Source organism: Pedobacter gandavensis (assembly GCF_032678745.1).
Classification (GTDB): domain Bacteria; phylum Bacteroidota; class Bacteroidia; order Sphingobacteriales; family Sphingobacteriaceae; genus Pedobacter; species Pedobacter gandavensis_C.
The window spans coordinates 294,486-307,083 of record NZ_JAVTST010000005.1 but is presented as its reverse complement, the minus strand read 5'-3'; the positions used below and the strand labels follow the sequence as shown (position 1 = coordinate 307,083).

The 12,598-nt window shown below is 41.3% G+C and carries 10 protein-coding genes; 4 read left to right on the top strand and 6 right to left on the bottom strand.

The genetic code is table 11. The annotated features are described in order from the left end of the window. Positions 1 to 66 precede the first annotated feature (66 nt). Together R2S10_RS17550 and R2S10_RS17545 are read left to right on the top strand one after the other, a co-directional pair. The gene (locus R2S10_RS17550) at positions 67 to 1,248 is read left to right on the top strand and encodes a S41 family peptidase (RefSeq protein ID WP_316841709.1); all 1,182 of its coding nucleotides are present in this window, start codon (positions 67 to 69) and stop codon (positions 1,246 to 1,248) included. Further along, positions 1,248 to 1,946: a porin family protein gene (locus R2S10_RS17545; protein WP_316841708.1), complete on the top strand. Its 699-nt coding sequence runs from the start codon at positions 1,248 to 1,250 to the stop codon at positions 1,944 to 1,946. Before R2S10_RS17550 ends, R2S10_RS17545 begins: the two co-directional genes overlap by 1 nt. 5 nt (positions 1,947 to 1,951) lie before the next feature. On the opposite strand, the gene R2S10_RS17540 is transcribed toward R2S10_RS17545, so the two are convergent. Next, entirely contained in the window at positions 1,952 to 2,518 is a 567-nt protein-coding gene (locus R2S10_RS17540; RefSeq protein ID WP_316841707.1) for a hypothetical protein, read from the bottom strand. Positions 2,519 to 2,825: 307 nt separating this feature from the next. Here R2S10_RS17540 and R2S10_RS17535 point away from each other — a divergent pair, with 307 nt between their 5' ends. Both R2S10_RS17535 and R2S10_RS17530 read left to right on the top strand, forming a co-directional pair. Continuing rightward, on the top strand, positions 2,826 to 3,167 hold the full coding sequence (locus tag R2S10_RS17535; protein ID WP_316841706.1) for a metalloregulator ArsR/SmtB family transcription factor: 342 nt from the start codon (positions 2,826 to 2,828) through the stop codon (positions 3,165 to 3,167). After that, positions 3,154 to 3,642 carry an SRPBCC domain-containing protein gene (locus R2S10_RS17530; protein ID WP_316841705.1) on the top strand — a complete coding sequence of 163 codons (489 nt, stop codon included), beginning with the start codon at positions 3,154 to 3,156 and terminating at the stop codon, positions 3,640 to 3,642. The genes R2S10_RS17535 and R2S10_RS17530 overlap by 14 nt, the downstream gene beginning before the upstream one ends. A 73-nt stretch (positions 3,643 to 3,715) precedes the next feature. Here R2S10_RS17530 and R2S10_RS17525 read toward each other — a convergent pair whose 3' ends face one another. Genes R2S10_RS17525 through R2S10_RS17505 form a run of 5 tightly spaced genes read right to left on the bottom strand, consistent with a single transcriptional unit; the run spans position 3,716 to position 12,598 of the window. Beyond that, positions 3,716 to 5,944 (bottom strand): IPT/TIG domain-containing protein, encoded by a 2,229-nt coding sequence (locus R2S10_RS17525; protein WP_316841704.1) that lies wholly within the window; start codon positions 5,942 to 5,944, stop codon positions 3,716 to 3,718. Between the two features lie 9 nt (positions 5,945 to 5,953). After that, positions 5,954 to 9,175, bottom strand: a complete 3,222-nt coding sequence (locus R2S10_RS17520; protein WP_316841703.1) for a TonB-dependent receptor — start codon at positions 9,173 to 9,175, stop codon at positions 5,954 to 5,956. Positions 9,176 to 9,230: 55 nt separating this feature from the next. Further along, entirely contained in the window at positions 9,231 to 10,223 is a 993-nt protein-coding gene (locus R2S10_RS17515) for a fasciclin domain-containing protein (RefSeq protein WP_316841702.1), read from the bottom strand. 36 nt (positions 10,224 to 10,259) lie between these two features. Further along, positions 10,260 to 11,495, bottom strand: a complete 1,236-nt coding sequence (locus R2S10_RS17510) for a fasciclin domain-containing protein (RefSeq protein WP_316841701.1) — start codon at positions 11,493 to 11,495, stop codon at positions 10,260 to 10,262. A 20-nt stretch (positions 11,496 to 11,515) separates the two neighbouring features. Further along, entirely contained in the window at positions 11,516 to 12,598 is a 1,083-nt protein-coding gene (locus R2S10_RS17505) for a fasciclin domain-containing protein (RefSeq protein ID WP_316841700.1), read from the bottom strand.

Here is a 12,598-nt window from a genome sequence, read left to right as displayed (position 1 = left end):
AAGTTTTTGACCGCTCGCCATAAAATCCGTAACATTGATTACCTGCTTATTGCTTAAATATTCACTATGATAAACGCGCTATGTTTTAACCGCCGAAGAAGCCTGGTTAATTATAGAAATATCTGCTTCCTGTTTATTTTGTTTTTTTCAGTATCCTGCAAAAAAAGCACTGCAATAGATTATAATGAAAAGCCCGACAATTTTCAAAAGATCTTCCTGCAGTTTTGGGATAAGATGAACAATCAATATGTTTTTTGGGACAAGGAGCAGACCAATTGGGACGCAGTATATAAAGAATATAAACCTCTTTTTGAAAAATTAAGCAACAGTGAAGCTGATCAACAAAAAGCAGTATCTTATTTTAGACAACTATCTACTGGTCTGATCGACAATCATTTCAATATTACCTTTAACGAAGGTGCATTAAAAAACGTAACCATTAATCCGGGCTACGACCGGAAGTCTAAAGCGATAGATTTCCGAGGGAGATTTAATTACGATCCTATTGTAAAGACTTATTTAGATGCAGGCTTCTTATCAGGAAAAGGTGACATTACAGACTCCGGAGTTCCGATTAGCCTTACTGCCGGTACCATCAATAAAAACCTACTTTATTTCCATTGTAATTTCTTTGCCCTAAAAGAATCGTTTGATTTAAAGGAGGGAAAGGCTAAGGAAATTTTAACCTACTTTTTCGCTCAACTGAAAGGTTCGCCAGTTCCAATCAAAGCCATTATACTCGACCTGAGAAATAACAACGGAGGTAATGTTACTGACCTGAATTTCTTTGCCGGTAAACTTATCGATAAAGACATCAGCTTTGGATACACCAGAGCCAAAACCGGAATGGGGAAATTAAACTACCTGCCATGGCTGGAATCCAGGTTAAAACACGATCCTGAATATCAGGTCAATGTTCCGATCATCCTATTGGCAGATCGCTTTTCGGCCTCTTTAAGTGAGATCATGATGATTGCCCTGAAATCCGACAAAAACCTTGTGATTGGTGAGCAAACCTATGGTGCCACCGGAGCAATCTCCAATGCTGACATTTTTAACTCCGGTCCCTTTACGATTGGTAATTTTCTAAGTGTAAAAACTTCGGCAGTAGAATTTAAAGGAATAGATGGCACCTTCTATGAAAATAAAGGCCTTAATCCGGATATATATGTCCCCTTTAACCTAACGGATTTAGCTGCAGGAAGAGATAACCAATTAGAGTTAGCCATCAAAATCTCCAATAAGTAATGATCAATAAAAAACAATTATCTCTGCTTGTTCTCTTTGGCGCGATGCTAATGAACAGCGCAAAAGCGCAGTTAAATATTGGTGTGGATGCGGGAATCACCTACAATCAGCTTCAGTTTAAAAGCAACAACCCTGACCTCAAACTCTCAAAAAGAACAGGATACCTCGTTAATATAAACGTTTCCAAACAATTAAGTAAATGGATAACCATAGAAGCAACGCCGGGGATCATCCAAAAAAACTATACCGTTCAAAATAAGCACAATATTTATCAGGATATAAACAATACCTACCTACATCTTCCATTGGATATTAAATACGAGATCTCTTTGTTAAAGCCCTTGAAGTTGTCTGCTGCTTTAGGGATGTATTATGCCTATTGGCTGGAAAGCAATATCAGTGGAATTGCGCCAAATGTTTTCAATATTGCTAACAATGCGGAAGGGGATGAATTGATTCAGTTAGAAAATATCAAATCCAATTACAAATTCAATGCTACGCAGGATAATCGCTCCGAATTTGGCTGGTTGGCTAAAGTTGGACTGAGCTATAGGATTTTAAAAAATGTTTCATGTTCACTTAAAGGACACTATTATCAATCTATATCTGACCAGCAAAAGCAAAGCAATGAATTTCAATCTCCGAAATACAATCAAACTTTTGCAACAACGATTGGTCTTGCTTATGATTTGAAATAAGCATCTTATTTATCTACGCGCATCCCTTCAATTTCGTTCATATATTTAGAAAACACCTTCAAATAACTCAGATCAGCATGTTCCGGACGGAAGATAAACGCTTTAAAGTCTTCCAGGTCATTTACCGTAAAGCCCATTCTAACGAACAGTTCCTGATCCACTGCCCAGTCTTCCAAATTCACCTTCTTCGTCCCTATTTTCCGATACAATGCCAAACCGTAAGAGAAATCTTTATACTCGGCTGTTTTCCTAAAGTTTTCAAAAAAGTTAACCAGGGTACGATAAGTAGCAGGTTTTCCGGCACGCACTTCCTGCAGCATTAACATCCCTAACATATTGCCTTTTAAAAAAGCACTGTCTACCGGGCTAAAATTCCCGCAGCGTTTTAAAATTTCAATATCCCGGAGTAAAGCCTGATCTTTTGCTCCTGATTTATGCCGCACAAAGTAAGGCTCCTGATCTAATGTCTTTTCGCAATCTAGCACTTCCTGAGCAAAGACTGGAACACCAATCAAGGCAAATAGTGGCAACAGCAATAAATAGGTATACACGAACCGGTTCAATTTCCTCATTAAGCTTCCATTTTTGCAAAGATATGAAATACAAATACGGACAAGCCTCATGCCTTCCCCTATTTTAATCCTTAATTGTTCCAAACCTACCAAAGCATTCAGGCAACTCGCAAAAGAATATGAGGTTTTAAAAAATAAACGGGAACACCTGCCAGGGAAGCCCTCCTGAAAATCTAATAAATTTTAATCATTCCGACCTAAATAAATCCACTAAAACCTGTAAAACAACAGGTTAAATGAAAACAATTGTCAAAATATTTGCGCAATCAAATGATTGCATTTATATTTGCAATCAAATAGTTGCATAATGATTATTAGAAGAGATGTATTTCAAGCCATAGCCGACCCTACCCGCAGACAAATCATTGAAAAGATTGCCGCAGGGCCTATGAACCTAAATGCCATAGCGGAAAGTTTCGACAGTAGCAGGCAGGCCATTTCCAAACACATTCAGATTTTAACGGAATGCGGACTGATTGTGGTCACACAAAAAGGGAGAGAAAGGTACTGTGAAGCACGCTTAGAACAACTCGATGAGGTGGCCAGTTGGGTAACACAATCGAAAAAACAATGGTTACATCAATTTGAGAAACTTGATCATTACCTCCAAGATTTAAAAACTAAACACCAAGACGATGGAAATCAGTAAAAACAAAGAAAAGGAGTTGTTCCTAACATACCTTTTTGATGCCCCGGTTGAAATGGTATTTCTGGCCTGGACAAATCCCGAACAGCTCACACAGTGGTATGCACCAGATGGCTGTAGCATTACTTACAAAGATCTAAATATCCAGGAAAACGGAACTTTTCATTCCTGTATTCAGGATCCCATTCATGGAGATTGTTGGGTAAAAGGAAAGTATTTACAAGTAAAAGCACCTGAGAAGTTGGTTTTCTCTATGACATTAAGCAATGAAGCCGGGGATACACTGGCAGCGATGGAAGCAGGAAAACCTGGCGACTGGCCCATGGAGATCCTAACTACCGTAACCTTTAGTCCTGTTGGAAAACAAACCAAAATTACCCTTCATCAAAGCGTCCCTGAAGCTTCTGCTAAAGAAAACGGCGCCTATCAAAGCTGGATCAAAATGTTTCATAAACTGGAAAATCTGATCAGCAAATAAAAAGTATTAAAATAAAAAACCGGGCTGGCTAGAAGCCAGACCCGGTAAAGGAAAAATTGGAAGCAAGAATCGGTTATTTAAGGAAGATCTTTCTTACTGAATTGTTATTGATATCAATGAAGTAAATATTGCCTTCAGCATCCAAAATCGTGTCTCCAATGGAGCTCACTTTGGCATCAGCAAAGGAACCATCAACAGCTGCTCCCTGAGTAAATCTGACAATTGTAATCACTTCTTTAGTGCTGATATTCAATTTGCGGAAAGCATTTGCCCCGCCATCTGCAATGATGAGATTCCCTAAACCATCCGCAGTCATTGACTTGATGTTTAAGAACATGGCATTTCTGCCAACCCCATCCGCATATCCCCAGTTTCCACCAGCAATAGCATTCAGGTTCTGATTGGTTTTCAAGTCATAAGCATCTACCGTATAACCCTCATAATTTAATTTATAAAGCACATTATTGTTTAATGCCGGACGGGACTCATCCGCAAAAGACAACAGATTAATCGCAGTTCTTAGTCCCTCTCTATTGATTCTCCAACCACCATTAAATGAACCTAATACATAAAGGACTCCCTGTTTATCAAATGATATTTTATTGATTGATCCCAGGCCTACTGCAAAATTGCTGACCTCACCTTGCGGGGATACCTTACGGATATTGCCCACACCTTCACTCAGGAAGAGATTGCCTTGATCATCGATATCCATTCCCGGATTAGTTCCAAAAGAAAACAGTGCTTCGATACCCTTTCCATTTTTATGACCGGACTGTCCGCTTGGACTACCAGCAAATAAAGTCACCGTACCACTTGGGGTTATTTTCTTGATGCGGTGATATCCAACCTCCAACACGAAAATATTGCCTTGAGCATCTATCGCTAAACTACTGGTACGTCCATTATTGAGCGATAAAGAGTTATTTCCTACTCCGCCTGCAATGGTCACAATACCCGCCCGATTAAAGCTCATTGGTGCGATAGCTTCTGCCCCATTATTGCTCACTTTTAGCGGCCCACTGCTTAAGCCTACTGGTGCTTTCACTACGATGCTCGTTTCTGTAGCACTGATCACCGTACCCGCAAGCCCGTTGAAACTGACAATATTCTGTGCTGCATTGGAATTAAATCCTGTTCCTGTAATCGTAACCAAACTTCCAGCCAGACCATTCTCCGGGCTGAGTTTATTGATTCCTAATGACTGGTCTTTAAATTCCGGACCTGTCACCTCTTGGTCGTTTACACTTAGAATCACCTTTCCATTACCAGTATTTCCAGGAATTACTAAGGTCAATTTGGTGGCAGTGGCAGTACTAAGCGTAAGCTGTTTTCCATTAATCAACACTTTATTTTCTTCAGCAATCGTACTAAAATTCTCCCCATTGATGGTCATCACTGAACCTGCAGGCCCACTTAAAGGGCTTACTGTTCCCATTGTTGGAGGAGGTACCACTGTAAATATCGGGCCTGTAATTTTTTGCTGGTTGATACTGACAGACAAGGGGCCCGTTTTTACATCATCCGGTGCCACAACTATCAGGTAATCTGCTGTTGCTTCTTTCACCAAAGCAGCTTTGCCATTGAAATCTACGTAGTTTCCTTCGGCCAGTTCTTCAAAGCCCTCTCCGGAAATTCGTACCAATGTTCCTTTACCACCGGTTAAAGGTTTAATCCCTGAAATTGCCTGATATTTGAAAGTTTGTCCGCTCGCTTCTTTACCATCTACTTTCACTTTCACCACACCTGTTCCTACCGCATCTGGCACCTCTACTACTAATAAAGTATCAGAAGCACTCACCACTAAACTGAGTTTGTTATTGATAAAAACCTGCGCAGGTCCGGCTATGCTGCTAAATCCAGCACCGGAAACCCTGATATGCGCTCCGGCACCTCCATTTGCAGGACTAATGCGTTGTACGCTTAAATTCTGAAATGTATACTGACCGATTTTCAGACTTTCTCCATTCATTTTCATCATTAGCTCGCCTGTACTTCCTTTTAAAGGTGCGCGCAATACCACCGCATTGGCTGTGGCACTAACCACATCGGCAGACACTCCAGCAAATGTAGCACTGATTTCTGCTAGATTGGTTGAAAAACCTGTTCCTTCTACGGTGACCAAGGTTCCCTGGTTCCCACTATTGGGATAGTAATCGGTTACGGTGACTGGGGTTTTAACCACCTCTACTTTATCCTTTTTACAGGCCGTTATCGTCAGCAATAATAAGCCGAAGACAAGTGGGTAAACTTTTAGTTTTCCCAGGCCTTTTTTAAACCTGTTAATTAAATTTAGCTTCATCATCATTATTTAAAAAGTATACCTTAAACCAAACTGTACCTGACTTCTTGACCCATAATAGTCCACACTATAGGGCTTACCTGGTGTATTAAACTCATATAAAGGGTATCCTCCTGCATTTTGAGAAGGTGGAAATAACACTGGGGTTAAGCCTACGCTTGATGTTGAATTGAAGGTGTTTGGGGAGAAATACTGAATGCCCCAATTTTTGTTGATCAGGTTCGTCAGGTTCATTATATCGGCAGTCAGCGTAATGAATTGCTTTTTACCGGGAGCAACAAAAAGGTCATGGGAAAGATGAAGATCCGCCTGTATATTCCATGGCGTTCTCCCCTTGTTTCTTTCTGTAAACTGTCCTCTCCTAACGTTCAGGTAGTCATCACCATCAATAAAAGAATTGAACTGATCCGCCTGTTGCCCTGCAGTACTAATTTTGCCGCCGATGTTTCTATCCTGAAAATAGCGGATTGCTTCTTCACGTTCCGGGATATAAGCCAAACTTACCTGTTGCGGTAAACCTTGAATACTGTTGTTTACTACGCCATAAGTAAATGGACTGCCAGACTGGGCACTAAAGAATAAAGACACATTGGTTTTTCCTGTGTTACCCCAGTCTTTTTGATAACTGATGGTGCTAACGATACGGTGCCTGATGTCAAAATTACTATTGGCTAAGCTTGGATTGTTTGGTACTAAAGATTGATTCAACTGCCAGTTAGACTCCATAGAGTTACGCACGCCATTGGACAAATCTTTAGACTGACCATAAGTATAGGCTACAGAAGCCTGGAATACTGTTGCGATACTTTTGCTGACAGTCCCTGTCAGGCTGTAGCGGTAACCTTTACTCGTATTGCTTAAAAGGTACGTATTTGAGAAACGAGGATCGACTGTTCCGCTATAAACTGGTTGCTGACGTAGTTTGTCGTAAGCATAATATACTGGATTGTCCTGCACATTGAGTTGCTGGAACAATACATCCTTGACGTTTTTAGTATAGATCATTTCCAGTCCAAATTTCCATTGATCAGCTGTGCTGTAATCCAGGCCTAAGCTGGTTCTCCATACTTGTGGCATCACAAATCCATTGTCAATTAAGTCGATCTGTGTTTTTCCGCTATTCGGATTATTGATCACTGCCCCATTTTGCTGAATGAAATCTGCAATTCCGTTTGGCCCTCCCACCAATGGGTTGCTGCCCGGCACAAATGGCTTCTGATCTGCTTTCTGGTCAAAACCACCGAAACTATCACCTGTATTATAAAAGGCATAAGCCAACCATGCCATTGGGATTCTACCGGTAAACAAGCCGCTACCCCCTCGTAAAATCAACGATTGGTCGCCCATCCAGTCGTACCTGAATCCCACCCTTGGGGAAAGCTGAACTTTATTCAAAAAACGGTTCGTAATCCGCTTTAAAGGGGTATAAGTATAGCTGGTTCCAAAATAAGGATCTTCCAATGCTGTTCTTGTTTTTTCGCTCAACTCTGGTCTTTCCGGCAGATGAGTCATATCGACACGAAGTCCCGGAATCACTTTTAATTTATCGGAAACACGGATCTCATCCTGAAAGTAAGCGCTGTATAAGTTGACATTGAATTTCGCGGAAGGATGGCTTAAAAGGTAATCCCGGTTGTTGTTATCATATCCATAAGCCCCACGAACGCGATAAGGGTTATTGCTCAGGTAATCTTCAATACTTAAATAATCTACCCTGCCATTCCAGGCATTCACAAAACCATAACTGATATTATAAAACTCATTGTGCGTACCGAAGGTCAGGGTATGTTTCCCGATATTCCAGTTTAAATTTGCAGTTAGCTCCAGCGTGCGTTGTTTCATATCAAAGATACTAGCTTCGCGGTCTGTGCCCAGGTAAATGGTGGTTCCCGGAGTTCTTCCAGCAATTTGCACTTGTGGCAGACTAGAGTTACTCAGTGGATTTCTAGAATCATTTACCATTGTAAAACCTGCAAGTAAGTTCCCGGAAAGTTGGTTATTGAATCGACTTTTCAGCTCTGCAACTGTAGAACTCTGGTTATTTTTCTGCAAAAAGGCCATGCTACTAAACCTGAAATCCTGCTGATCTCGATCCATATGAGTAGCCTCAGAAATAATGGTATTATTCCTGATGGCTAATTGATGCTGGTCGTTGATGTTCCAGTCCAGACGGTTAAAAAACTTATGGGATTTAGAATAGGTATTAAATTCTCCGGCTGTACCTGCATTGAAGAAATCAGCGCCTGTGATTGCCTTAGCATCATCAGCACTTAGGATATGTGCAGTTTCTGAGCGACCGGCTAACAGCTGCGAAGGATCTCTTCTTCTGGTTAGCTCTTCATTACTGAAGAAGAAAAGCTTGTTTTTAATGATCGGAAAACCGATGCGAAAACCGGTTTGGTAATCGTAGAAATCACTGTTCATTTTACCTAAACTTCCCACTTTATCCTTACCGGTTAACGTAGCATTGCGTCCAAAACCATACACAGATCCGCTTAAGGTATTTGTGCCACTGCGGGTAACTGCATTCACTGATCCACCGGTAAAGTTTCCGATTTTCACATCATAAGGTGCCAGATAAACCTGCATATCTTCGATGGCATCCAGAGATACTGGATTCGTTCTGGTAGAACTTCCGGCCATTCCGGAGGTACCAGACTGACCGCCTAAAGAAGGGCTAAAACCAATCGCATCATTGTTAATCGCACCGTCAATGGTGACGTTGTTATAACGAAAATTGGTTCCTCCAAAACTGTTGTCCTTGCTGGATTGTGGCACCAATCTGGTCACATCAGTAATGCTTCTGGAAACGGTTGGCATATTTTTGAGTTGTTCGGCACTGATGTTTTTTCCTGTACCATAAGCACTTGCCTGTGCGCCTCTTTTTGTAGCTTTAATCATCACCTCTCCTAGTTGTTGTGCCTGATCTGCTAAAGCAAAATTGAGCAATATCGCAGAACCTAAGCGAATCGTAATGGCCTCCTTTTTATCAGTTTTCATGCTAATCATGAGCGCTTCCACACTATAAGGGCCTCCAATTCTAAGGTTGGGCAGGTAATAACGTCCTTTCGCATCTGCGGAGGTCGCATATTTTGTGCCGGATGGCTGATGGATGGCCACTACAGAAGCACCTGGTAAAGGTTGCCCCGCAGCATCATAGACCGTTCCATTTAGGGTACCGCTCGTTTCCTGTCCCAGCACTGCAAAAGGGAGCATCAGCAGCAGGAACATACTTATCTTTTTGAGTATCTTATATAAAATCATCTCTGAAATCTTAATTTTTAAATTACTGGGTAATCTTCAATACACTGCTAATGGTATGCAATACGCCATTTCCGGTCAGCACATCTGTTTTAGTAAGTTTGATCATAGCCGTATTTCCGGTTCCCTTTAACTGAATACCTGTAAAGCTGGTTGGAACAGCCGGATCTGGAATCAGCTGTATCTGGATAGAATTCCCGTCCAGCATTGCCTGCTCACTTTTCCCTGAAACACCGGTACTCAGGATATAATCGTATACAAAGCGGCGATCCGTTAATACATGATAGCGGATCATCATAGCAAGTAGGGCAGGATCCAGTTTGTTAATTTCTTCCAATGAAGAAAGTCCATATTGGGTCATCGCGTTGTTATCAGGCGCAAAAATGGTATATGGGCCTTTCCCATTTAATAATTGCACTAATCCGGATCTTTGGATGGCCTGATAAAAAAGGCTCAGGTTCCTATCGGAAGCCATGCCGTTCAATACCAGCTCATGCCCATAAGGTTCCAATACCTGATCTACCACCTGGATCAATCCATTGGAAGCTTTGATGTTTTGCGCCAATACTCTGGATCCATTGACGGTCAAAATCGTATCTGGTCCTTTTACCCAGTGGGTCACGAACAACTTCCCTCCATTTGCAGAACGGATTTCCTGATTGAAAAGAAAAGGCAGTTTGTTCAACTCATAACTGCCATTGAGAACATGGTAGTTCATGATAGCTGAGATTCTGGCAGGTTCCGCAGCAAGTATCGCTACTGGATCCGCGAATCCGGCTTTCTTAAAGGCCTCATCCGAAGGCGTGATCACGGTGAAGGGTCCTGATTCTTGCAGTTTCACTTTCAATCCACTGCGGACCAATCCAGTATTAAAAATTGACAGGTTAAAGTTATCGGCAATTACCGCAGCGATTTTATTGTTATCCTGAGCGGTAATGGACTGATCTTCCTTCTTACAACTGAAAAATGAGACACTCATCGCCATCAGAGGTAAAAGGAAATATTTAATGTTTTTCATTGCGTTTAATTTAAATCTTAATGGTTTTTCCCGGCATTACAATTTGAAACCTTTCGGCAAAATGAGTCTGTCGACTACATGAATAGGGCCCATCAATGTGTTGATATCCCCTTCGGTAATCTTCGCTGCCGGTTGATCCGAGCCTTTAACCTTTACAGTCACCTGTGTTCCTTCTTTCCCAAAATCAAGTGGCATTTTGAAGTAAGTTACTGTTCCATAATAACTGGAAGTCACGAGCGTATAATCCGACAGCAACACATTGTTCAGGTCATTCGTATAAAAATTGTTTGGGTTTTTTACTCCACCTCCATAGTTTGGGTCGTTAGGAGCGAATGATGTTCCCCAGCGGTGATAGGCCATCAGACTATCCGTAGCAAAAGCTCCTTTAACCGAGTAAGTATCCCAATCCATATAAGGCAATGGATTTCTGTTGTTCAGTTCCAGCAGTTCATCTACAGTTTGAAATCCTGCCTGATGAAAAGCCTCATCGGTAATAGCAAAAATGGAATTAAAAATAATATTGTAGTCGCCTGCTGTCGAGACCACCAATCCCTCTGTAAAATCATGCTGTATAGAATAAGAGGTCAGTTCCTGGAACCAGGCATCAGCACGTTCGTTCAGCTCTACATACATCCCAAAACGGCCATCATCCTTTAATACATCATAAATGGTTTTTGTGGGTTTATGTAAAACCTTATTAATTGGCCATAGCACCCCATTTTTTGCTTGGATGGGAGCGGATTCCCCTGCTGATTTACCATTGATAAAAAGCGATTTACCATTTAGCTTAAGCGCCTGAATATAAAAATAAGGGTCAGCTAAGGAGTAACCAGAGATAGCTGGTTTGACTTTTAAGAAAGGATTTTCGAGTATCGTTTTTGCAATAAAACTATCTTCACGACCGTTAAAATCATCGGGGTTATAGTTTCCGGTTAAGGTGTGGTACAACAGGATACTATCCAGCAAAGCCGCCGGCATCTCGTTAATCTTTTCTAGAGTCAGGCCATCGGCGATAAAGGCTTCATTACTCGGCGCTAATACTGTTAAAGGAGTTTTAGCTCCTTTAATTTTAAGGATGGCATCCATATTACTGCGTTCCCAGGCTGCTTTAAAAATAGCATATGGACTAGCAGTAATGGCTTCTTTCAGGCTGGTATTGATTTCCTGGAATGGAACTTTGTCGCCTTCCGGTTCCGGCATAAACTCTTGTTTTCTACAGGATACCAGTATAGAAATTAGCAGGAAAAGCGTAAATATATTTGTCAGTTTCATCTGTATCGTCTTTAGATATATCAATTTTTTAAAGCTTGTTCAGGTGTTAACAAAAGCCCCTGAGCATCATGTACAATTCCATTATCGGTTAGGTTGTCTGTTAGGCCCGGAACTGGCATGGTGATCGTGCCATACTGATCATAAGGATATTCGACTGCTGTTCTGAGCGACATAGATCCGGTAACCGCTTTAGTAAAGAAGTTACTAATGGTACTTAGTGCAATAATCCAACTGTCTCCATCTACCGATCTGGTCATGAACTGTTCTTTATTATTCGTTTTGAAGACCTCAAAATCTGAGAGAAAGAAATGTTTTTTTTGCAATACATAAGCGCCAAACAAACGTGCGCCATTATAATCTTGTGGATCCATGGCCGCGATGCTGGCTTCAGTCATTTCTGCGGCTTCAAAGAATTCATTTCTAACCGCAAATACACTAAATGGTCCTGCTGTAGCGAGCTTATCCCAAAGTCCAAACTTTTTCAGTCCAGCCACAAAAATGCGGTACTGAGGTCGTTTAGCCAGCCAATCCTGCACCGTGCTTTTAGTATTATTCTTCATCACCTTATTGAGCATATGTAAAGTTCCATTGGCCAATGGAACATCTTTTTTGATGACACTGGATCCGTCAAAATACAGGTCGTTGGTAGGATAAGCACTATTTCCAGTGGCATATCCTGCCATAGAAGCATATACTTCCGTTCCTGCCAGGGTACGATAACGAACATCTACCCCATTATGCGGCACATCGAAAAATAACAATCGCTCGTTAAGTATATGGCGCTCCACCAATCCTTTCAAGCTGTCTGGTTTCATCTTGTCGAAATCAGCAGCACGCTGAATTCCTATGGCCTTGAAAGCTTCATCATTAGGAACCAATACTGTAAAAGGACCAGCTGTTTTCAACCTTTCTGCCAAGCCGGATTTCTCTAATGCTGCATAGAAAAGCGTCATTTCATAATTGTTTTTCACGAAATCCGTTGCTGTTCTGAAATTTTCATTCTCCTTTTCAATTTCCAGGTCATCGTGTTTACAGGAATGTAAAACCAATAGCAAAGCAGGAATCAGCAGCAGTATATTTTTTATAGATTTTCTAGTGTTCAT

Bases quoted from the DNA above. Each gene is read 5' to 3' on its own strand.
- R2S10_RS17550 (WP_316841709.1), top strand. From the start codon at position 67: ATGATAAACGCGCTATGTTTTAACCGCCGAAGAAGCCTGGTTAATTAT.
- R2S10_RS17545 (WP_316841708.1), top strand. From the start codon at position 1,248: ATGATCAATAAAAAACAATTATCTCTGCTTGTTCTCTTTGGCGCGATG.
- R2S10_RS17540 (WP_316841707.1), bottom strand. From the start codon at position 2,518: ATGAGGAAATTGAACCGGTTCGTGTATACCTATTTATTGCTGTTGCCA.
- R2S10_RS17535 (WP_316841706.1), top strand. From the start codon at position 2,826: ATGATTATTAGAAGAGATGTATTTCAAGCCATAGCCGACCCTACCCGC.
- R2S10_RS17530 (WP_316841705.1), top strand. From the start codon at position 3,154: ATGGAAATCAGTAAAAACAAAGAAAAGGAGTTGTTCCTAACATACCTT.
- R2S10_RS17525 (WP_316841704.1), bottom strand. From the start codon at position 5,944: ATGAAGCTAAATTTAATTAACAGGTTTAAAAAAGGCCTGGGAAAACTA.
- R2S10_RS17520 (WP_316841703.1), bottom strand. From the start codon at position 9,175: ATGTTCCTGCTGCTGATGCTCCCTTTTGCAGTGCTGGGACAGGAAACG.
- R2S10_RS17515 (WP_316841702.1), bottom strand. From the start codon at position 10,223: ATGAAAAACATTAAATATTTCCTTTTACCTCTGATGGCGATGAGTGTC.
- R2S10_RS17510 (WP_316841701.1), bottom strand. From the start codon at position 11,495: ATGAAACTGACAAATATATTTACGCTTTTCCTGCTAATTTCTATACTG.
- R2S10_RS17505 (WP_316841700.1), bottom strand. From the start codon at position 12,598: ATGAACACTAGAAAATCTATAAAAAATATACTGCTGCTGATTCCTGCT.